Here is a 19806-nt window from a genome sequence, read left to right as displayed (position 1 = left end):
GGTCAGCGGCCTTCCTGTTCAGGTGCGGGTGCGGCGGAGCGGGCTTCTGCACTGCCGATTCCTGCCGGCACCAGCCCGAGCCACTGCCGGATCCGGTCTCCGTCCTGGTCCAGAAGCGGTGGTGCGGTGTGCGTCTTGAGTGTGGTTTCCGCCGTGTCTGCGTTGCTGAAGAACCGGAGCGGCGGGCCGGGCAGGCTGACGTTGCCCAGGATTTTGTGGTCGACGTCGATCAGGAGACCTTGGGAGTGGACCTGGTCCCAGGCGTAGACCTCCTCCAGGGTGCGGACTTTTCCGGCCGGGATGCCGGCCTCATTGAGCTTGGCCAGCAGCGGCTCGGCTTCGAATTCGGAGAAAGCCTGCTCCACGACCTCGATGACTTTGGCACGGTGTCGGACCCGGTCTGCGTTCGTAGCGAACTCGGGCTGCGCGGCGTCGATCCCGAAGGTGGAGGCGAAGGTGCGCCAGAGCTTCTCGCTGCCGACACTGATCTGGACGCTGCCCTGCCTGCAGCGGAACAGCCCGTACGGGGCGATGGAGGGGTGATGGTTGCCTTGGGCTTGGGGTACCTCGCCGGCGACCGTGGTCCTGGTGCCCTGGAAGGCGTGCACCCCGATGAGTGCCGCGAGCAGTGATGTGCGGACGATCTGGCCCTTCCCGGTCCGCTCGCGCTGGAGCAGGGCCGCGAGGGTGCCGAACGCGCCGTACATGCCGGAGAGCAGATCGGCGATGGGGACACCCACACGCTGCGGGTCATCCGGCCCCGAACCGGTCAGGGACATCAGCCCGGCCTCGCCCTGCAGGATCTGGTCGTAGCCGCTGCGCCGCGATTCGGGACCGTCGTGCCCGAAGCCGGTGATGGAGAGGATGACCAGTGCCGGGTTCAGCGCGTGCATTTCCGCAGTGGAGAAGCCGAGCCGGTCCAGGACGCCCGGGCGGAAGTTCTCGATCACGACGTCTGCGCGTTCCAGCAGTTCGCGCAATACTGACCGGCCGTCGTCGCTCTTCAGGTCCAGGGCGATGGATTCCTTGTTGCGGTTGCAGGACAGGAAATAGGTGGCCTGCGGGTCATCTTCGGGACCCACAAACGGCGGACCCCAGCCGCGGGTGTCATCCCCGGTGCCGGGGTTTTCCACCTTGATGACCCGGGCGCCCAGATCGGCCAGCATCATCCCGGCGTGCGGACCGGCCAGGGCACGGCTCAGGTCAACCACGAGGTAGCCGGACAGCGGGCCTTCGGTATGCGTTGTTGCTTCGGTGCTCATAGCGGTAGTCCTCTGTTTCAAAGAGTCGGGCACGGGCTGAAGTTTTTTTGGGGGGCTGTTACATCCAGCCCGGGACCACCATGACGAGCCAGGCGATAGCGGGTCCGACCGCGACGACGATGCCGCTGTAGGCCAGGATCTGCTTATAGAACTTGTCCTTGTCCACGTCTTCGGGGGCGTTGGCCAGCACCAGGGCGCCGTTGGTGGAGAACGGGGACACATCAACGATCGTGGAGGCGACGGCGAGGGCGGCGATGACGCCCACCGCACCGATTTCACCCGAGGCCAGGAACGGGACGGCCAGCGGGATGAGTGCTGCGAGGATGGCGGTGGAGGAGGCGAAGGCGGAAACCACTGCACCGATGTAGCAGATCAGGAGAGCGGCCACGAGGGGCATGCCGAGCTGGGTTACGCCGTCGGAGACGAACTTGATGGTGCCGGCTTCTTCGAGGACCCCCACGAACGTGAGCATGCCGCAGATGAGCAGGACCGTGGACCAGCTGATCTTGTTTACGGCACCCTTTTGGGCAGCGGGGGAGACCAGGGCAAGGACGATGGCGATGGTGATGGAGACGAATCCGACGTCCACTTTGAAGCCCAGCGAGATGACGGCGAGGGCGATCAGGCCCAGGATGGTGACCAGCTGCGGTATGGAGGCGCGGGCGCCGTTGGCCGTAGCCGCGGTGTCTCCCGTTGCAGGTGCGCTGGTTCCGCCCGAGGTGCCCTTCGCTGAGACGCCGGCGGAGGAGATGTCGGAGCCGGAGCCCTGCAGGGTCACTCCTGCAGCGCGGACACCCAGGCTGACGGACATGCGTGATTCAGCGGCCTGTTCCACCATCCGGCCCGCCTTGGTGGAGCGGAACCTGTTGCCGCCGAGGACGAGGAACAGGATCACCGCGATGGCGAGGTTGAAAAGGAGGCTGGCCAGGAAGATTGCCAGGGGGCTGGCTTCCAGATCCGTCTTGGCAATGATGCCGTTGACCGTCACACCGTAGACCGCGATGGGGGAAAAGCCGCCGGCCTGCGCTCCGTGGATGACCATCATGCCCATCATGAGGGGATTGATCTTGTGTTTGGCCGCAAAGCTCAGGGCGATGGGGGCAATGATCGCGACGGCGGCGGGAGACAGTGCGCCCACCGCGGTGATGACTGCGGTGATGGCGAACATGACCCAGGGGATGAGCGCCACTTTGTTGCCCACCAGCCGGACGGCGCCGCGGACCAGGAGGTCAATGGTGCCGTTGTTCTGGGCGATGGCGAAGAGGTACGTGACCCCGACGATGGTCAGGAACAGGCCGCCGGGAAAGTTTGCCAGGATGTCGTTGGTGGACATGCCGAGCACAACGGACCCCAGCAGGAACGCCCCCACGAAGGCCAGGGCGCCCATATTCAGGGGCAGCACCGTGGCCAGCAGGAACATCGCCGCCAGGATGATGATGGACAGTACGGGAGCGGACATCTTTGTGCCTCCGGGTCGGAACGGGTGTGAAGTGGATCACTGGCCTAGCCTCCTAGACACTGGGTGTCTTTGTCAATAGTCGTCCGGTAGTCTGGGAATGTAAAACCCGAAAGGACGCGCATGGCAAAGCAGGCAGCGACGCAACAGATCTCCCGCGTCTCACGGCCCCGGCTCTACGAGCAGCTCGTTGAGCAGATCATGGACTATATCGAGGCTGCCCAGCTGGCTCCCGGGGATACGCTGCCGCCTGAGCGCGAACTGGCCGAACGGCTGGGGGTTTCGCGGGCTACTCTGGCCCAAGCGCTGGTGGCGCTGGAGGTGCTTGGTGTGATCGACGTCCAGCACGGCACCGGTGCCGTACTGGTCTACCGCCCCAACGTCCCGTCGGTGATCAAGGGCCTGCGCGAGCACCGCAGCAGGCTGCCCGAGATCGTGGAGGCGCGAAGCACACTCGAGGTAAAACTCGCCGAGCTTGCAGCCACGAGGCGCAGCGATGGGGACATGGATGCCATTGACGCGGCGCTTGAGGCGATGGCCGAAGAGGTGGCCTCGGGCGCAAAGGGCGCCCGCGGTGACGAGTTGTTCCATCAGGCCGTGACCTCCGCCGCTCATTCTGCGGTGCTGGCCCAGTTGATGACCTTCATTGCCGGAATGGTGCTGGAAACCCGCCTCGAGTCGCTGGGCCAGCCCGGCCGCCCGGAGCAGTCGCTCGCCTCGCACCGCAGGATCGCCGACGCCATCCGGGCCCAAGACCCGGCTGGTGCGGCCGCGGCAATGCTGGAGCACATCGAACTGGTATCCGACGTCGCCCTGCTGAAGAGCAGCTGACGGGCTAGGTTGTCAGGAACGCCCGCGCCTGGAGGATGGCGTGTTCGACGTCGTCGTTGAGGTCTCCGGTGGGAAGGGAGCCGAGCTCGCCACGGAGCAGGCCCACGTCCTTGAGCAACAGATCGTACTGCACGTCGACGAGGTTATCGCTCATCCAGCTCTGACCCGTTGATACGCCCACCACTTCGAAGAGGTCCTTTGCCTGCACTCCGTGTTCGGCAGCCAGACTCAGCATCCGTGCGGTGGCGGCCAGGTTGTAGGTATCCAGCGTGTTGTTAAGGAGCTTCACCAGGGCCGGCTGGCCGTAGGACTCCATCCCGAAGATGCGGCCTGAGATGTCAGCCAGGAGTCTGTCCTCAGACCCGGTGGGCGTGGGCCCTGCAAGGAAGATGGTCATGGAGCCCTGCCGCGCTCCCTGCGGGCGTCCGCCGGTGCGAGTGTGGTGTGAACAAAAACAGTCAGCGGTTCTTCAGTGTGTGCCGTGAGTGCGTCGAAGACGGCTGAGACCTGGTCTGCCAGCCGCACCGCTATGTGGACGTTGGTTACTGATGGCCAGTCAACCGCCGCCATGTCGCTACCGGCGGGCGATGTGGTCTCCTCCGACCACTCGCGGAGGCGGTCCTGGTTGAAGTCGTAGCCATACACCGCCTGTCCCTGCTCAGCGAGATGTGCGCCGATGTTGCCACCGATGGGTCCGAGTCCTATGACGAGACTGCATGAGAATTCCTTCAGTATTGAGTCGGGGGTCTAGGCAGTGGGTTCCGGGGTGAGTCCGCGCTCGGCCATGACCTCTTTGAGCAGGGTCAGGGCGTTGAGGACGCGGGGAACCCGATGTAGGGGATGCACTGGATCAGTGCTCCGACAATTTTTTCCTTGGTCAGGCCCACGTTGAAGCCGACATTCATGTGCAGCTTCAGCTGGGGCTCGGCGCCCAAGGCGACCAGCGTGGAGAGGGTCTGCTCCTGCTGGGTCAGGCCCGGAGGTCCTGCTTCCACAGTAGGGGCGTGATCCAGGCCACAGGTGTTCCGATGTGAAACACTTCATGATCCCCGTGGATGGGCATCAAGAAGCCCGGCCACCCCTTGGGGCGGCCGGGCTGGCAGGGGAATCTGCGCAGGTCAGGCGAAGGCTGAGATGCCTGTGATCTCGCGTCCGAGGATGAGGGACTGGATGGAGTCGGTGCCCTCGTACGTGTGGACCACTTCCATGTCGGTCAGGTGGCGGGCCACGTGGTGTTCGAGCAGGATTCCGTTGCCGCCGAACATGTCGCGGGCATCCCGGCACAGCGTCCTGGCTTTGTCCCCGGTGAACATCTTGGCCAGGGAGGCCTGTTCGTTGCTGAGCACGCCCTTATCCTGCAGCGCTGCGGTGCGGAAGCAGATCAGTTGCATGGCGGTCAGGTCCGCGAGCATGTTGGCGAGCTTGTTCTGCACCAGCTGGTAGCTGGCAATCGGCTTGCCGAACTGGACTCGTTCCCGGGCGTACTTGACGGCCATCTCGTAGGCTGCGGTGGCGTGGCCGAGCGATTCCCACGCCACGGTGCTGCGGGTGGTGTTCAGGACGGCCCCGACATCGCGGAAGGAACTGGACTTGGCCAGCTTGTTCGCGGCCGGAATCCGCAGGCCTTCGATTTCAATCTGCGCCTGCTGGATGGCGCGCTTGGCCATCTTCCCTGTGATGGCTTCGGCGTGGTACCCCGCGGGGTACGTGCCGTCGTCGTTCTTTTCCAGAACGAACGCCTTGACCTTCTGGTCGGCGGTGTCACGCGCCCAGATGATGACCAGGTCAGCCACATGGCCCAGCCCGATCCAGCGCTTCGACCCGTTGATGACGTAATGGTCGCCGTCGAGCCGTGCGGAGGTCTCCAGCGCCACGGAATCGGAGCCGTGCTCCGGTTCGGTCAGAGCGAAGGCGCCCAGCTTTTCCAGCCTGGCCATGGCCGGAAGCCAGCGCTCCTTCTGCTCGTCGCTGCCAAGCAGGTTGATGCTGCCCATCGCCAGCCCGGAATGGACGGCGTTGAAGGTGTTGATGCTGCCGTCGCCGCGGGAGAGTTCCATGGCCACGAGGCCGGTCTGCAGCCGGGTCAGTCCCGGGCAGCCGTAGCCCTTGATGGCTGTGCCGATGATTCCCAGCTCGGCGAACCTGGGCACCAGCTGGTAGGGGAAATCCGCTTTCTCCCAGTATTCGTTGATGATCGGGGTGACATCCTGTTCAACGAAGGAACGGACCCGGGCTATCAGTGCCCGGTCGTCGTCGTTGAGGTAATCGTCCAGTACGTAGAAGTCGGAATTGACGGACAGGTCCGTTGCGGTGGTCATCAGTGCTCCTCGCGGTGTGAAGGTGTGGAAGTGCCGGCCATGGCGGCGGCCAGAAGCTGTTCATCGGCACCCAGCCAGGCGCGCACCAGTTCGGCGCCGCTGTCCAGGTCCGGTGGGGTGAGGTCGTAGCTGACCGGGGTTTTGGAGAGCCGGATGGGGTTGCGTACGCCGGGCTGGGAATCTTCGCCCTGCCCGACGGTCACCACCGGCTCGAGGCCGATCTTCTCCGCAAATTCGATCCCGGCGCGCAGGTCCTGGATCGGGGCGCAGGGAAGTTTCGCTTCGGTGAGGATGTCGAACCACTCCTTCGCTGTCCGGGTGGCGAGGCATTCCAGCAGAAGGGGCCGCAGTTCCGTGCGGTTGGCACTGCGTAGCGGCGCCTTGTCGAAGCGCGGATCCACGGCCAGGTCCGGCCGGCCGATCGCGGCACAGAGGGTGCGGTACTGGGAGTCGTTGCCGATCGCAATGACCAGCTTGCCGTCGCCGGTGTCGAAGGGTTCGTAGGGGTAAATACTCGGGTGCTCGTTGCCCAGCCGCTTCGGGACCACGCCGCCCAGCACTACGGCTGCGGTCTGGTTCACCATGCCGGAGAGCGCGGAGGACATGAGGTTCATCTCCACGAGCTGGCCTTCGCCGATCCGGTCCCGGTGCCGCAGTGCGGCGAGGATGCCGATGCACGCGTGAAGGCCGGTGATGACGTCGAACACGGCAATGCCGGAACGGAAGGGGCCCGTGTCCGCGGCACCCGTAAGGTCCATCAGTCCGGACAGCGCCTGGATCAGCAGGTCATAGCCGGGAAGCTGGGCGCCGCCGGTGGTTCCGAAACCGGTGATCGAGGCGTAGATAACATCCTTGTTGGTGGCCGAGACGGTGTCGTAGTCCAGGCCGTAACGCACCAGATCGCCGGGCTTGAAATTTTCGACGACGACGTCGGCCCGTTCGGCGATCCGCTGGGCCGTCCGGCGGTCGTCCGGGTCACGGAGATCGAGCTTGATCGAGGTCTTGTTGCGGTTGATCGACAGGAAGTAGGTGGAGTCATCGCCCCGCGTGGGCGGGCGCCACGCCCGGGTCTCGTCACCGGCCGGGCTTTCGATCTTGATCACAGTTGCCCCGAGATCGGCCAGCAGCATGGTGCAGTACGGACCGGCCAGCACGCGGCCGAAATCGGCGATCAGGATGCCGCTGAGGGGTCCGGCTGAGCTGCGGCCGAATGCCGAAGTCTCAGGGGCGGCGGAGTGTTGGCTGTCCATCATTGGGCTCCTTGCTAAGTTTCTCTCCATCCACCATGACGGACGCCATTGCTATCCGTCCAATACTTATTGATGGCCCTTTTGTTGCGTCAGGTGCATAATTACCAGAATGGAAATCCAACAGATCCGAGCGTTCCTGGCCGTGGCAGAGGAGCTGCACTTCGGCCGCGCCGCAGAAAAGCTGCACATGGCCCAGCCACCGGTCAGCCGCAGCATCCAGCAGCTGGAACGGGAACTGGGAACCCGGCTTTTTGACCGGAGCACCCGCAGCGTCAAGCTCACCGGGGCCGGAGAGGCATTCATCGGACCGGCGACCGACATCATCGACGCCACACGCCGGGCCAGCATTGCCGTCCTCGCCGCGGACAAGGGGGAGGTTGGCCGCGTCAGGGTGGCCTACGCGGGCGCCTCAACCCATGCTTTGGTGGGCCGCCTCGCCCGGGAGGTCCGCCGCGACCATCCGGGAATCAAGATCGAACTCTTCAGCCAGAACTTTGCCCAGCCGGCCATAGACCGCGTCCTGAGCGGGGACGTTGACATTGCCCTGGGTCGCTGGGACTACATTGCCGCTGGCATTGAAACGCGGCTATTGGCGGCGGAGGACCTGGTGGTGGCAGTACCGGCAAGCCACCGCCTGGCGGATGCGGGCGAGGCCCGCATGGCCGAGTTCAAAGGCGACGTGTTCGTCTCCCTGCCGCCCCACGCCGGCGCTGTGCTGAACGACAGGCTTCGCCGGCTGACCCACGCTGCCGGGTTCGAGCTCGACATCGTCCAGATCGTTCCGGACTCGTTGACTGCGGTCTCACTGGTGGCGGCAGAGGTGGGCTGCACGCTCACCCTGTCTTCCGTGGCAGCGACCGTCACCGATCCCCACGTGCGGTTTGTGCGGCTCCTGGACAAGACCCTTCCGGTGGAGCTGCGCATGGCATGGCGCCGGGACCATACCAGCCCGGCCCTCAAAGCGGTCCTGGAGCTGGCCGAACGGATCCTGCCGGGCGAAGCGTAGGGCGTGGATGACTTCGATCGAGCCAGTCGCCTAACAACGCGGCCAGCAGTTCGGGACGCTCGTGCATCAGCGCATGGCCGGCGTCGTCGACGACCGCCAGGGTGGCCCGGGGGTAGTGTTCGAGCAGGTCGGCCGCGTCGGCAAACCCGGCGACCGAATCGCGTCGCCCCGCCACAACCAAGGTCGGCGCAGAGAATGTGGCCGAGCCGACGTCGACCGTCCACCCCGTGAAGATGCGTCCCAGCGCAGCCTCGTCCACAAGCGCCATGCCCGGCGCAACGTGGTCTCGGTACCGGCGGGCCGTGGCCTGTGTGCGCACGACAAAGTAGTCCTCGAACCCCGCCCGGAGTGCAGGTTCGAGTTCGTCGTACGCGTCGGCGTCCTGACGCACCACGTCGTGGTCAGGCACGCTTCGCGCCCGTTCGGCGACAGGGCACAACAACGCCAGACCGAGCACGCTGGCCGGTCTCCGTGCAGCCACACCACGAGCCAGGTAGGCGCCGTACGAGTGTCCGAGCAGCACCACCGGTCCCGCGCCCAGGTGATCAATGAAATCGCCGAGCAGTGCCACTACATCGTCGTTGCAGGTCAAGCCGCCGGCCGTCGAGTGGCCCATCCCCGGCAGATCCGGGTAGATCCGCCGGTACGGCGAGCCCGGAAGGATGGCCTCGATCGCCGCCTCGAGCTCTCGATGATCAACCCCGGCGCCATGCAACGCAACGAGCGGCACACCCTCGCCATGCTCGGCGTAGTGGACCAGGACTTCGTTGATCCGGCACGCTGGCAAGCTGGGCTACCGGACCGTGCGACGGGTGAAGACCAGATGCACAACTCCGGCCGGAGAAGGGGTCGCCGCAATGTCAAAGCGTTGCTCGAGTCCTTCGAGTCCATCCCACAGGCGCTCGCCCCGGCCCAGGACGATCGGCACGAGGACAAGGTGCATATGGTCGATCAGGTCGGCCTCGAGGAACTGTCGGATCGTGCTGACGCCGCCGCCGATCCGGACATCGAGGTCGCCGGCCAGGGCCCGGGCCTGCTCGAGCGCGGAGACAGGATCGGTGTCAAGGAAATGGAAGGTTGTCCCGCCTTTCATCTCGAGTACCGGCCGGGGATGGTGTGTCAGAACAACCACCGGGGTGTGGAAGACCGGGTTATCGCCCCACCATCCCTTCCACTCCTCGTCCTCCCACGGGCCGCGTTGAGGGCCGAACTTGTTGCGCCCCATGATCTCCACGCCGATCCCGGGCCCCCACTGGCTGGCGAATGACTCGTCAACGCCGAAGGATCCCTCCGATTCCCCGTGGAAGCCCATCGCGCGGAAGGTCCGCGTCTCGAAAGCCCACTCCATGAGCAGTGAGCCGGCGTGACCGAACGGAGCCTCGAATTGCTGGCCCTCGCCGGTTCCGAATCCGTCAAGGGAGACCGAGAAGTTATGCACGCGGACTAGGGACATGTCATCTCCTGAAGCGCTCGTCGTAGGCAATCACTTTAGGGTGATCAAACCCCGGCGCTCAAGACCGACGGCGGGAGAAGCGCGGCTGCCTCAGCCGAGGACGGCCCATCCCCGCGGCGGCAACACGACGGCGTTCGCGCCGACGTCGACGGTCGCGTGTCCGGCGACGACGGCGGTGGCGCCCGCCGCGCTGATCTGCTGCGCTTCGTGCGAGAGATTCAACGCGACGACGAGCGCATCGGCGTCGACCGCGACGCGGTACCCAAGCACCTCGTTGGAGAGCTGGAAGACGTCTGTGGTGGCGCGGTGCAGCCAGGGGTTCCGGCGCCGCAGCCCAATGAGTTCCTGGTGCACGGCGAAGACGGGGCTTCCCAGCGCCGACAGCTGGTCGGGGGAGGGTGGGAAGAGCGGCCTGACGTCGTCGTCACCCCCTGCCCTGTCCTCCTTGACGCCCCGGTAGCCCTGCTCGTCCCCGTAGTAGATGGACGGCGTTCCGCCGACTGTCATCAGGACGACGACGGCGTGCGGCACGAGCGCGGCGTCGTTGAGTTTGCTCGCGATCCGGGTGACGTCATGGTTGCCGATGAAGGTGAGCGGCGCGTATGAGCCCAGGAGCACGTTGTGCCGTTCGAACGCGGCCGCGAGTTCGAAGAAGTTCGCGTCGTTGAGCGAACTCCAGACAGCCTTCCAGAGCTCGTACTGCGTGGCTGAATCGAGTCCGCCGGACCGGACCTCGGCCGCGTAGTCGCCGTGGATGTACTCGCCAACGAAGTAGGCGTTTGGATGGGATGATCGGACGCGCGCGGTGACACGAGCCCAGAACGTCGCCGGGACGGCATAGGCGGCGTCGAGTCGCCAGCCGTCCGCACCCCGGCGCAGCCAGTGATCCATGACCTCGACGACGAAATCGGCGACGGCCGGCTCATCATGGTTGAGGGCCACGAGGTGGTGGTGGCCCTCGAAATCGCGGTACTCGGGTTCGACGCCGGGAGCGGCCCCGTCGGGCCACTCCAGCGAGAACCAGGAGGCCGTGTCCGCCGCCGGCCCGTGGGCCAGGACGTTCTGGAACGGCGCGAAGGAGCGGCCGGTGTGGTTGAAGACGCCGTCGAGCAGTATGCGCAGACCACGGCCGTGTGCCTCGGCCACCAGCGTGTCGAAGTCCTCCTCGGATCCGAGCCGGGGATCGATCCGGAAGTAATCGGTGGTGTCATACCCGTGCGTCTCTGACTCGAAGATGGGGCCAAGTGCCAGCCCCGACGCGCCGAGTTCGACGGCGTAGTCCAGCCACGGGACAAGGTCCAGTAACCGGTGTTCAGCGGCGGGATCCGGCGTCGCGCTTTTCTCCGCGCCGACGAAGCCGAGAGGATAGACCTGCCACCAGATGGCGTGCTGGACCCAGTCAGGTTCGTTCATGGCCGCTTCTTGCCCCCAACACCTGGCACGGTGCCGCGCTTCACGGAGCGCCGGAGGTCCGGCAGTGTCTGCGCCGCCAGCGCATCGACCGCTTCGGCGACGCCCCGCTGCGGCTGCGGCAGGCTGGCGATGTATGCGAAGACCGGCTTGTCACCGACTGCCGCCTTCGCGGGGCTCGCCATGCCGGTCATTGCTTCCGGAAGTGAGGTGTTGTCGATCTCCCTGCTGGTCATGGCTAGTATTATCCACGTGAGTGGGCGGTTGGGCTCGGACCTGCAACTACTGGAGCTATGCGGCCCGGCTCGGTAACGTGCAGCGCATGGCCATCAAATTTGAGAACGTCGGCATCGCCGTTCGCGACCTCGGAGCAGCGATCTCCTTTTTCACCGACCTCGGTCTCACCGTCGTGGGCCGTGACACGGTCAGTGGCGAGTGGACCGACACAGCCGTCGGCCTTGACGGCAACCACGCCAAGATAGCGATGCTGCAAACGCCAGACGGTCACGGCCGCCTTGAGCTCTTCGAGTACATTCACCCCGAAGCGATCGAGTCGGAGCCCACCCGTCCCAACGAGATTGGCATGCACCGCGTCGCGTTCTCCGTCGACAGCATCGACAAAGCCTTGGAGATAGCCGCGAAGCACGGCTGCCGTCCGCTTCGGGGCGTTGCGACTTATAAGGACGTCTACAAGCTGACCTACGTCCGCGGCCCCAGCGGCATCCTCGTGATGCTCGCCGAGGAACTCAAGAAAAGCTGATCGTTGTGGTCCTCATCTCCGGGTCATGAACTGAATCTGGATGAAACTGAGTTCGGCGCGTGGAAGGACAGCGGTAACGGTTCCGCCGTTCGGTAGCCCTGCGCCGATGCCGTAGACGAATGGGCTTGTATCGACCTCCACAGCGGGCACCTCCAGCCCATCTACGAAGACAACGGCCTGGTCATTGGTCGTTAGGCCGGTCATAGTGGACGGTGGCTGGTCCCATGGGTTGCCCAGTCCAAGCTCCTGCCGATACTGGTTCAGGAGAATGTGGTTGACGTGGTCCAGCAATACGTTCCCGACAGAACTACGCGCGGAACGGTTTCGGTGCCAGGTAGTGCGCACGGCCTCCATCAGCTGCGGGTATCGCAGTCGCTCCACATGCTCGACCAGCCAAGCGGGCCGAGGCCGGGGCGGGACATCTTCGATCGACCTCCGTGTCTGCTCGTCGAGGTCCGCGAGGTTGATCGGGTCTGAACGGTCAAGCGGGTTCCGCCACAATGTATAGGTGACGCTGGCTGTCATTTCGCTAAATCCTCGAGCGTCCTGACCGTACGTGAGGCCCACGCTGTCCGTGTCTTCCAGCGAAGGCTGGGACACGAGACCCATGACAGGGATGGGCATGAGTTTCAGGCGCTCAGCATGCTCAACACGGGGGTCGGGCGCATCCTCCGGGAGAATACCGGTCACTCTCATGCCCCATTATGAACCAAAAGCGCTACAGGAGGCTTTTGCTCCAGGAGACCTGACTGACGTCCCGCAAGAATTCCCAAAACCGGGTGTCGGCACAAACCCGAGAATAGCAATTTGGCTGTCGGAAAGCAGGGACGGGCCGCTTAGGGTGTGGGCTAGGCACAACTATTGGGGGGAATTTTCTGTGACTCAAGTATTCGGCATCGGGGCCGTGCTTTATGTGAGACGCCGCTGCGCTGCCTCGATCCACGATCTGCTGTCGAAAGCTGACTGGGAAGACCGCCTCGCCGAAGGGCTCCGTGAGTTATCACAGCAATTCCAGGCCGATAATCTTGGTTGTTTGTTCCTCGCCCGCCGGACCTCCGAAAAGCAGCGCGTAGCGAAAACGAGGTACCAGCCGGCCATTCTTGTCAGAGTGGTGATCCTCCCAACGAACAAAAACCTCATAGGGGTTGTCCCCGGCCAAGTCCGCGGCCCAGTCAATAACGTCCGTGACCTGCTCCGCGTCAGTGACGTCCCATTCATCAACCGCCCAGGCGAAACGGGGTTCAGGCGGCGGCCCCCAGATACGCACCCGGTACACAGGGGCGGAATCGCCATCCCCAACGGGGTCGTTCGGATCAGCCCGGGTGCTTCGCATTGGCCGAGCCTACCGCCCAGCGTGGATTGAGGAATCCCTGGAGGGGCGGAGGAGGGATATGGTGAGACGGCCCACATTGGTTGACTTTTCAAGTATTGGTGCAAGGATAGATGCATACGCATATAAATGCGCATGCGGGACCGTCGATACGGCTATGACCGCAAAACGTTTACAGATTGGATGGGTAATGCAACTCGAGAACAAGGTCGCGTTCATCACCGGCGGCGGATCGGGGCTCGGTCTTGCGACCGCAAAGACTTTCATTGCCGAGGGCGCGAAGGTCATGATCTTCGACTTCAATCCCAAATCGCGGGAAGTCGCCAGCGAGATCGGTGCGAAGTTTGTGCAGGGTGATGTCTCCAGTGCCGAGAGCGTCCAGGCCGCCGTCGCGAAGACGGTCGAGGAGTTTGGCAGCCTTGACATTGCCGTAGCCTCGGCGGGGGTCGGCGGCGAGGGTGACGTGGTTACTTCCACCATCGAAAACTGGGAGCGTACCAACGGCATCGACTACTCGGGTGTTTTCTACACCAACAAGTACGTTATCGAGCAGCTTCTCAAGCAGGGCCGGGGCGGCGTTGTTGTCAACCTCGCCTCGATGTTCGGCCTTGTGGCCGTCTCCAACAACATCGCCTATTCGGCCTCAAAGGGCGGCGTTGTGAACATGACCCGCGCCGCCGGGACGATGTACGCGAAGGAGGGCATCCGTGTGAACGCGGTGGCCCCGGGCGTCATCCGCACTCCGCTCATCGACGAGCCCACCCTCGAGCAGTATGCGACACTGCATCCGGCAGGTCGCGTCGGCGAGGCGCAGGAAGTTGCCGATCTCATCACCTTCCTCGCGAGCGACAAGGCAAAGTTCATCACCGGCGCGACCATTCCCATTGACGGCGGCTATACGGCTGTCTAGCCAAACCCGGCAGGACACAACGCGGGGTCACTCCGCGCCCGATAACCACGGCTAATCGGGCGCGGAGTGACCCCGCGTTGCTCCATTCTGGGCCTCCCCGGCGTCGGAACGACGACGGCGTCACCAACCACCGCGCGTCGGCGTATGTCCCGTGCGGGCATCGTCAGGCATTGCCATTTCGGCCCGGAGGCCGAGCAGCCGGATGGGACGGCCCGCCTCGATGACGGCTGCGAGGTCCAGGGCACGCGTGAGGATTTCGTTCCGGTCGAATGTCTCAGGAATCTTCTTCGCGTGGGTCTTGGTGATGAACGGCGCGTACCGAACCTTAAGGGTCAGCCCAATCACTGGCCGTCCCTCGGCTACAACATCCTCAAGGACACGTGCTGTCAGCTCCCTTACGGCTACGTCCACCTGGGCGGGCTCGGTCAGGTCGGCCTGGAAGGTGGTTTCCCGGCTGTGCCCGCGGGCAACCCACGGGGTGTCGTCCACCACGCTGGCGCCGTCCCCGCGTCCGAGCTCCGCGTACCAAGGACCCATCCGGGGGCCGAACTCCGGAACCAGGTCTTGCGGGTCCGAGGCGGCGAGATCGGCCACCGTGTCGATGCCGAGTTTGGCCAGCCGGCCCGAGACTTTGCTTCCGACGCCCCAAAGGTCCTTGGTGGGCCGGCTACCCATGACCTCGAGCCAGTTCCCGGCGGTGAGGCGAAAGACGCCGGCCGGCTTTCCGAAACCTGTGGCGACCTTGGCTCTGACCAGGGTGTCGCCGATGCCCACGCTGCAGTGCAGCCGCGTCCTCTCCAGGACGGCTGCCTGCAGCTGCCGTGCGTAGGCTTCCGGATTATCTGTCTCGGTGCCAACAAATGCTTCATCCCAGCCCAACACCTGGACAGTGGCGCCATGCTGCGCGCGCAAGGTAGCCATCACCGCCTCAGAGGCCTCGAGGTACGCCTCGTGATCAACCGGAAGGATCACAGCGTCCGGTACTTTCCGGGCCGCGATCCGTAACGGCATTCCGGAACCGACGCCGAACGCCCGGGCTTCGTAGGATGCCGTGGACACCACAGCCCGTTCCGTGGGGTCGCCACGGCCGCCCACAATGATGGGCTTGCCTGCAAGCTCCGGCCGTCGAAGTACTTCGACTGCAGCGATGAACTGGTCGAGATCGACGTGCAGCACCCACCGGATTCCGCTCACGCCACCAGTCTGCCCTAAACGTTGCCCGCAGGCACCGGATCCTGACCAGGCCCCGCCGCTGAGCCTTCGGCCGCCGCTTCCCTCAGAAGAGCTCTTCGCCGCATGGCACTTTTTCCAGGTCCTCGGTGTTCAGGCCTGCTGCTCCCGCAATCCACTTTGTCGCGTAGCCGGCCTAGCTGGATGTTCGGACAGCAGAACCAAGATCGATAGCCGCGATTCGGCAGGCGTCCATGGTCTGGCGCAGTTCATCCGCCGCTTGCCGGACCGGCAGGCTTACGTCATCGGGCGGCACAGTCAGCCGTGCGCTGGTTTCGTCAATGTTGAAAGTCCAGTCGGAGTCCAATTTTTCCCGTTACTTGTGACTCGTAATAGTGACAGGACATGTCGCGAAGTGGGCTCAAGCGCCGGGCCGTGAATCGCAATATCTTGCGGTTCGTGCTGCCTCCAGTGGTGTTTTGACTTGCATCTCCCTGGCGTCCAGGCGGAATGCTGCGCAAGGGCCCGGCCACTCTGCCCAGGCCCTTGGACATGCATGGCTGCCTGACGTCAACGCTTTGGGGAGGGATGGTTAGGCCGGTCCCTTAGTTGAGTGGAAGTCCGAAGTGGTAGGTGTCGTCCGCCGTGTTCATGGACTTGAAGGGTCCCTCGCATTTTCCCGATACCGCCGAGCAAACTGAGATACCTGGACCGATCAGGGTCAACTCTTCAGGGCCGGCCCAGCCGTAGCGCTGCTGGAAACCGCGCCCGATCTTGACTGCTGCCCCGGTCGCCGTCTCGACAATCAGGTCATGGGCCGGGGCATACCAAAACCGGCCACCAGGGCTGAGGCCACTGCCGAAAGCCGTCCGGTCTCCATAGGAAGAGTGGACAGAGGACAAAACGGTTCCGTCAGCGTTCTCGAAATCGATGCGATCCTCCCTCTCCACCGCCCAAATGTCCCCACTGACATCGGCGACAGGCCGGTCGCTCAGTTGGGGGGCTTCGCCCGCGGCCCACCGCCAAACCCACACCTCCCCGGTGGCCCCTCCACCGGGCGAGATTGCGTAGTAGACGGCGGCATCATCGATTGATCCGTAAACCACACTTTTTTCGGCGGCTAGAGACGGGATCACTGCATGGGCGAGCGCCTCCCCGGTGCTTGGACGCACGACGACGATGTCCCCGCCGTATGCGCCCCTATGGACCCAAGAGACCAGGTCATGGCTGGGGTTACCGACTATGTCCCGAATGTCCTGAAACTCACCCCATTGACGGCTGAGGCGGGTTTCCTTGGGTTCCAGCCAGTCGAGCTCCCTGATGCTGTGTTCCCAGTCTGCCCAAACAAGCCTCGACGTCTCGGCATCCACATAGACCACACCAGTGGAAGTCGTTGTGAATGACGCCACGCGAGCCGGTGGCCATCTGTTTTCCCCGACATATAGGTCTCCCCCATCCGTGTAGAACAGGGCATCAGGGCCCCAGCCTTCGCGTGCGGCAACAGATACTTCAGATTCCGAAGTCGAAGGCACCGAAAAGGCCGGACCGGGAAGCGGTCGCTCCCCATCCGGCTCCTCATAGGTGCAGCCGCCGACCCAAAACGCCAATCCCAGGCTGACAATCAGCGCCGCTACCCGCTGACGCCCTGATTTACCACTCCACACCCCGCTGCTCACTTCCACACCTTCTGCTCATCTTCGAGGGGTGTCATGGAGCTCATGGATCCACCAAGCCGCTACAGGGTACTGTGAGGCCCCGCAGCCGGGTGGCCCCGCAGCCGGGTGGCCCCGCGGGCGCCCCGGGGTGGGATGCCGTCGCCTCAAGTCTCCTCCGGCACCGTACCCGTGACAATGAAGAGTTGTACGGCGCCAAATTTGGGAGGGTCACAGATATCGTATTTGAGGCAGAAGGCAAGTTTGCGGAGTCCCCGCAGCATCTTTGGGCTGATGCTGCGGCGCAGTGGTTCCCTGCGAATCCATACCGTTGGGCACCAGGGCCACAAATGCTGAGCGTCCAACCTGAACCGGACGGTTCCCAAGGCCGGGGACAGTTATGGATTCCCATCGAACCGGAACCCGCCAGATAGTACCTGCCTTTGCGGGCCCACAATTCAGGTATTTCCTGCCGGAACCCGGCTCGCTAGGCTGTGTCCCATGAACGGGAAAGAGGCCATAAACGGGCGCTCCTATCCAGAGGGCGTGCCGAGTTGGATCGACACAGAGCAGCCTGACATTGAAGCGGCCGTTGAGTTCTATTCCGGACTTTTTGGCTGGACTTTCGAGGATGTTATGCCGCCCGGAGCGCCAGGCCGTTATCTGATAGCAAAGCTTGATGGCCAGGATGTTGCCGGGCTGGCGGGCGGCGGCGGTGGCGGAACCCCGCGGTGGAGCACCTATGTCGCCGTCGATGATGCGGATGCCGCCATGCAGCGGCTGACCGCGGCGGGCGCCACGGTGCTCGAGGCGCCGGCGGACGCGGGGGAGGGAGGGCGCAGCGCGGCGCTGACCGATCCCGAAGGTGTTGAGTTCCGCCTCTGGCAGGCCAAACGGCGGTTAGGCGCGCAGGCGGTCAACCAGCCGGGATCCTGGAACTTCAGCGATCTCCACACGGAGAACCCCAGCGCAGCCATTGCGTTTTATGGAGGAGTATTCGGCTGGCAGGTCGACGACGTCGGTTTCGGCATGATGGTCCGCCGGCCGGGTTATGGTGACCATCTTGCGGCTACATCCGATCCCGAGATCAGGGAGCGGCAGGCAGAATTTTCCGCCCCGCCAGGCTTCGAGGACGCCATCGCGTGGGTGGTGCCGGCTGCCCCGGGGGAACCGCCGCACTGGCACGTCACGTTCGCGGTTGCCGACCGTGATCAGACGGTCGAGGACGCGAAACGCCTTGGCGCCGAAGTCCTCACGCAGCGCGAGACCGAGTGGACACGCGATGCCCTGATCCGCGACCCGCAAGGAGCCGAATTTACCGCAAGCCAGTTCACGGCCGGCTAGATAGGACGGACGCTTCCTCAGGGTAGAAAGGCCTGATCCCGGGACCAGGTCAGGGCGCCATCGACTCCGGTGTTTCGATCCCCAGGGAGCGCAGTTTCCGGTAGAGAGTGGTCCGGCCCATGCCGAGGGAGTCCGCGGCGACCGAGCGGTTGCCTCCACTCTGTTCAAGCGCGGCCACGATGGCATCCCGTTCCAGGGACTCGAGTTTGGAGAGTCTGCGCCGGCTGGTGCTCTGGAGATGCTCGGGGAGATCATTGGCCTGCAGCACACGGCCCGGATGTTCCCGGCCCAACGACTCGAGGGTGGCGCGCAGTTCGGCTACGTTTCCTGGCCAATGCCAACGCATCAGTCCTTGCAGGGCAACTGCGGAGAGCGTGGACCGGTCGGCCGGTGCGGCCGCGTCCAGGAAGAGGGCTGCCAGGACCGGGATGCGCTCCTTGGTCTCGGAGAGGCTGGGCACAGTCACCCGTGTGGCAATCTGGGACACCGCTTCGGAGACAAAGTCCGGGCACGCTTCCGGATTCATCGTCAGAACCAGCCGGGCGGGGGCCCGGCCGGCCGAATATAGATCGGCAGGGGAGGGCGCAGCCTGCTGCCGGACCGCTGCATCCAGTGCCTTGAGCCTGTTCAGTTCGGTCCGCGGCAGATCCTCGAGATGCCGCAGGACAACGCTGCGGCCTTCTTCGATGGCCCCGCGTGAAGCCGTGAACCAGGACGCGTCCCCTTCCCCGGGCAACAGGCAGGCATCGAGAATCAGGGGATTCGGGCCAGAGTCCTGCCCGTTGAGCCACGCAAGGGTGTGGTGCAGCTTCCCCGAGCCGCCGGGGCCGCAGACAGCAATCGTTCCCGGCCCCTGGCCTGCCCTGTCAAAGGCGCTTCGCACAATGTGCGGGAACGCTGTGCCGCGGAGGTCGATCCGGGTGTAGTTGCCGTCCACGGCGTCGAGGCCGGTGGCGAAGATCAGGACGTCGATCACGTGCTCCACGCCGTCCGAGGTCCTGATGCCCCGGGGCGTGAGTTCGACGATGGGAGTTTCCTTGACGGATACCAGCTCCACGTTGTCCCGGTTGAAGGTTTGCCGAGATCGAGCAGGCGCTTCTCGATCTGGCTGCTCGCCTCCCGTGACATGTTCCCACGCCTGTTGTGTCGCCGTCCGGGTTTTCCGCTGCCTTACGCGGTGAGGCGGGTGAGTCAGGAATGCTGGACGGCTCCAAGGCGAAGGCTGAACTCCCGCCGGAATCTTGCGTGGCCATCACAGCCTGGGCGTCAAGCATGATCACCGGAGCCTTCGAGGAGCTCAGCCTCAACTGCGACATCCCCAGGGCGAGCCCGGTTGCGCTTTGCAGAGGCCGGCAACGTGGCGTCGCTGGAGCCGACGGCAGAAGCCGAAGAGGCCTGGACCCGGACCTGCCAGGAGATCGCCGACTTGACGCTCTTCCCGAAGGCTGACTCCTGGATCTTCGGCGCCAACATCCCGGGCAAGAAGAAGACGGTCATGTTCTACCTCGGGGGCCTCGGCAACTACCGGAACAAGCTCGCCGAAGTCCGCGAAGCGGGCTGCGAAGGCTTCGAACTGAAGGTACTCGCCCCGGCGGAGTAGCAAAAACGCGGACGACGGCGGCTGCCGCACCTTGGGGGTGTGGCAGCCGCCGTC

The 19806-nt window shown here is 64.4% G+C and carries 22 protein-coding genes; 6 read left to right on the top strand and 16 right to left on the bottom strand.

Features of this window, described 5'->3' with window-relative positions; all coding sequences use genetic code 11:
• Positions 1 to 2: 2 nt before the first annotated feature.
• Together AC1MCA_RS00410 and AC1MCA_RS00405 are read right to left on the bottom strand one after the other, a co-directional pair.
• Positions 3 to 1262 carry a CaiB/BaiF CoA transferase family protein gene (locus AC1MCA_RS00410; protein ID WP_479800381.1) on the bottom strand — a complete coding sequence of 420 codons (1260 nt, stop codon included), beginning with the start codon at positions 1260 to 1262 and terminating at the stop codon, positions 3 to 5.
• Between the two features lie 58 nt (positions 1263 to 1320).
• Positions 1321 to 2721, bottom strand: coding sequence for an SLC13 family permease (locus AC1MCA_RS00405; protein ID WP_479800379.1), 1401 nt, complete (start codon positions 2719 to 2721; stop codon positions 1321 to 1323).
• Positions 2722 to 2841: 120 nt separating this feature from the next.
• On the opposite strand from AC1MCA_RS00405, the gene AC1MCA_RS00400 reads away from it, so the two are divergent.
• Positions 2842 to 3549, top strand: coding sequence for a FadR/GntR family transcriptional regulator (locus AC1MCA_RS00400; RefSeq protein ID WP_479800378.1), 708 nt, complete (start codon positions 2842 to 2844; stop codon positions 3547 to 3549).
• 4 nt (positions 3550 to 3553) lie between these two features.
• Here AC1MCA_RS00400 and AC1MCA_RS00395 read toward each other — a convergent pair whose 3' ends face one another.
• The 5 genes from AC1MCA_RS00395 to AC1MCA_RS00375 form a co-directional block, all read right to left on the bottom strand.
• Positions 3554 to 3946 (bottom strand): NAD-binding protein, encoded by a 393-nt coding sequence (locus AC1MCA_RS00395; protein ID WP_479800377.1) that lies wholly within the window; start codon positions 3944 to 3946, stop codon positions 3554 to 3556.
• Positions 3943 to 4254 carry an NAD(P)-binding domain-containing protein gene (locus AC1MCA_RS00390; RefSeq protein ID WP_479803497.1) on the bottom strand — a complete coding sequence of 104 codons (312 nt, stop codon included), beginning with the start codon at positions 4252 to 4254 and terminating at the stop codon, positions 3943 to 3945. The genes AC1MCA_RS00395 and AC1MCA_RS00390 overlap by 4 nt, the downstream gene beginning before the upstream one ends.
• A 98-nt stretch (positions 4255 to 4352) precedes the next feature.
• Positions 4353 to 4544: a carboxymuconolactone decarboxylase family protein gene (locus AC1MCA_RS00385; protein ID WP_479800376.1), complete on the bottom strand. Its 192-nt coding sequence runs from the start codon at positions 4542 to 4544 to the stop codon at positions 4353 to 4355.
• A 123-nt stretch (positions 4545 to 4667) separates the two neighbouring features.
• The gene (locus AC1MCA_RS00380; RefSeq protein ID WP_479800375.1) at positions 4668 to 5867 is read right to left on the bottom strand and encodes an acyl-CoA dehydrogenase family protein; all 1200 of its coding nucleotides are present in this window, start codon (positions 5865 to 5867) and stop codon (positions 4668 to 4670) included.
• Positions 5867 to 7120: a CaiB/BaiF CoA transferase family protein gene (locus AC1MCA_RS00375; RefSeq protein ID WP_479800374.1), complete on the bottom strand. Its 1254-nt coding sequence runs from the start codon at positions 7118 to 7120 to the stop codon at positions 5867 to 5869. Before AC1MCA_RS00375 ends, AC1MCA_RS00380 begins: the two co-directional genes overlap by 1 nt.
• 106 nt (positions 7121 to 7226) lie before the next feature.
• Between AC1MCA_RS00375 and AC1MCA_RS00370 the strand changes: the two genes are divergently transcribed.
• Positions 7227 to 8123, top strand: coding sequence for a LysR family transcriptional regulator (locus AC1MCA_RS00370; protein WP_479800373.1), 897 nt, complete (start codon positions 7227 to 7229; stop codon positions 8121 to 8123).
• Here the strand turns inward: AC1MCA_RS00370 and AC1MCA_RS00365 are convergent.
• From AC1MCA_RS00365 to AC1MCA_RS00350, 4 genes are all read right to left on the bottom strand, one after another.
• Positions 8074 to 8853 carry an alpha/beta fold hydrolase gene (locus AC1MCA_RS00365; RefSeq protein ID WP_479800372.1) on the bottom strand — a complete coding sequence of 260 codons (780 nt, stop codon included), beginning with the start codon at positions 8851 to 8853 and terminating at the stop codon, positions 8074 to 8076. The genes AC1MCA_RS00370 and AC1MCA_RS00365 overlap by 50 nt on opposite strands.
• A gap of 63 nt (positions 8854 to 8916) precedes the next feature.
• Positions 8917 to 9576, bottom strand: coding sequence for a dihydrofolate reductase family protein (locus AC1MCA_RS00360; RefSeq protein ID WP_479800371.1), 660 nt, complete (start codon positions 9574 to 9576; stop codon positions 8917 to 8919).
• Positions 9577 to 9666: 90 nt separating this feature from the next.
• Positions 9667 to 10989 (bottom strand): alpha-amylase family protein, encoded by a 1323-nt coding sequence (locus AC1MCA_RS00355; protein WP_479800370.1) that lies wholly within the window; start codon positions 10987 to 10989, stop codon positions 9667 to 9669.
• On the bottom strand, positions 10986 to 11222 hold the full coding sequence (locus tag AC1MCA_RS00350; RefSeq protein WP_479800369.1) for a hypothetical protein: 237 nt from the start codon (positions 11220 to 11222) through the stop codon (positions 10986 to 10988). The genes AC1MCA_RS00355 and AC1MCA_RS00350 overlap by 4 nt, the downstream gene beginning before the upstream one ends.
• A gap of 86 nt (positions 11223 to 11308) precedes the next feature.
• Between AC1MCA_RS00350 and AC1MCA_RS00345 the strand changes: the two genes are divergently transcribed.
• Positions 11309 to 11746 carry a VOC family protein gene (locus AC1MCA_RS00345; protein ID WP_479800368.1) on the top strand — a complete coding sequence of 146 codons (438 nt, stop codon included), beginning with the start codon at positions 11309 to 11311 and terminating at the stop codon, positions 11744 to 11746.
• Between the two features lie 12 nt (positions 11747 to 11758).
• On the opposite strand, the gene AC1MCA_RS00340 is transcribed toward AC1MCA_RS00345, so the two are convergent.
• Both AC1MCA_RS00340 and AC1MCA_RS00335 read right to left on the bottom strand, forming a co-directional pair.
• The gene (locus AC1MCA_RS00340) at positions 11759 to 12442 is read right to left on the bottom strand and encodes a hypothetical protein (protein ID WP_479800367.1); all 684 of its coding nucleotides are present in this window, start codon (positions 12440 to 12442) and stop codon (positions 11759 to 11761) included.
• 304 nt (positions 12443 to 12746) lie between these two features.
• A complete protein-coding gene (locus AC1MCA_RS00335) occupies positions 12747 to 13079 on the bottom strand; it encodes a hypothetical protein (protein ID WP_479800366.1) in 333 nt (110 codons plus the stop codon).
• A gap of 187 nt (positions 13080 to 13266) precedes the next feature.
• Here AC1MCA_RS00335 and AC1MCA_RS00330 point away from each other — a divergent pair, with 187 nt between their 5' ends.
• Entirely contained in the window at positions 13267 to 13986 is a 720-nt protein-coding gene (locus tag AC1MCA_RS00330) for an SDR family NAD(P)-dependent oxidoreductase (RefSeq protein WP_479800365.1), read from the top strand.
• 120 nt (positions 13987 to 14106) lie between these two features.
• Here AC1MCA_RS00330 and AC1MCA_RS00325 read toward each other — a convergent pair whose 3' ends face one another.
• Together AC1MCA_RS00325 and AC1MCA_RS00320 are read right to left on the bottom strand one after the other, a co-directional pair.
• The gene (locus tag AC1MCA_RS00325; RefSeq protein ID WP_479800364.1) at positions 14107 to 15180 is read right to left on the bottom strand and encodes a DNA polymerase IV; all 1074 of its coding nucleotides are present in this window, start codon (positions 15178 to 15180) and stop codon (positions 14107 to 14109) included.
• A gap of 581 nt (positions 15181 to 15761) precedes the next feature.
• A complete protein-coding gene (locus tag AC1MCA_RS00320) occupies positions 15762 to 16832 on the bottom strand; it encodes a hypothetical protein (RefSeq protein WP_479800363.1) in 1071 nt (356 codons plus the stop codon).
• 477 nt (positions 16833 to 17309) lie between these two features.
• Between AC1MCA_RS00320 and AC1MCA_RS00315 the strand changes: the two genes are divergently transcribed.
• Positions 17310 to 18152, top strand: coding sequence for a VOC family protein (locus AC1MCA_RS00315; protein ID WP_479800362.1), 843 nt, complete (start codon positions 17310 to 17312; stop codon positions 18150 to 18152).
• Between the two features lie 49 nt (positions 18153 to 18201).
• Here AC1MCA_RS00315 and AC1MCA_RS00310 read toward each other — a convergent pair whose 3' ends face one another.
• On the bottom strand, positions 18202 to 19209 hold the full coding sequence (locus AC1MCA_RS00310; RefSeq protein ID WP_479800360.1) for a helix-turn-helix domain-containing protein: 1008 nt from the start codon (positions 19207 to 19209) through the stop codon (positions 18202 to 18204).
• Between the two features lie 276 nt (positions 19210 to 19485).
• Between AC1MCA_RS00310 and AC1MCA_RS00305 the strand changes: the two genes are divergently transcribed.
• Complete coding sequence (locus AC1MCA_RS00305) at positions 19486 to 19752, top strand: hypothetical protein (RefSeq protein WP_479800358.1); 267 nt, start codon at positions 19486 to 19488, stop codon at positions 19750 to 19752.
• Positions 19753 to 19806 lie beyond the last annotated feature (54 nt).

The organism is Arthrobacter sp. BK1 (assembly GCF_056680055.1).
Note: the sequence above shows the minus strand (reverse complement) of the source record. Positions and strands in the feature narration are given on the sequence as shown.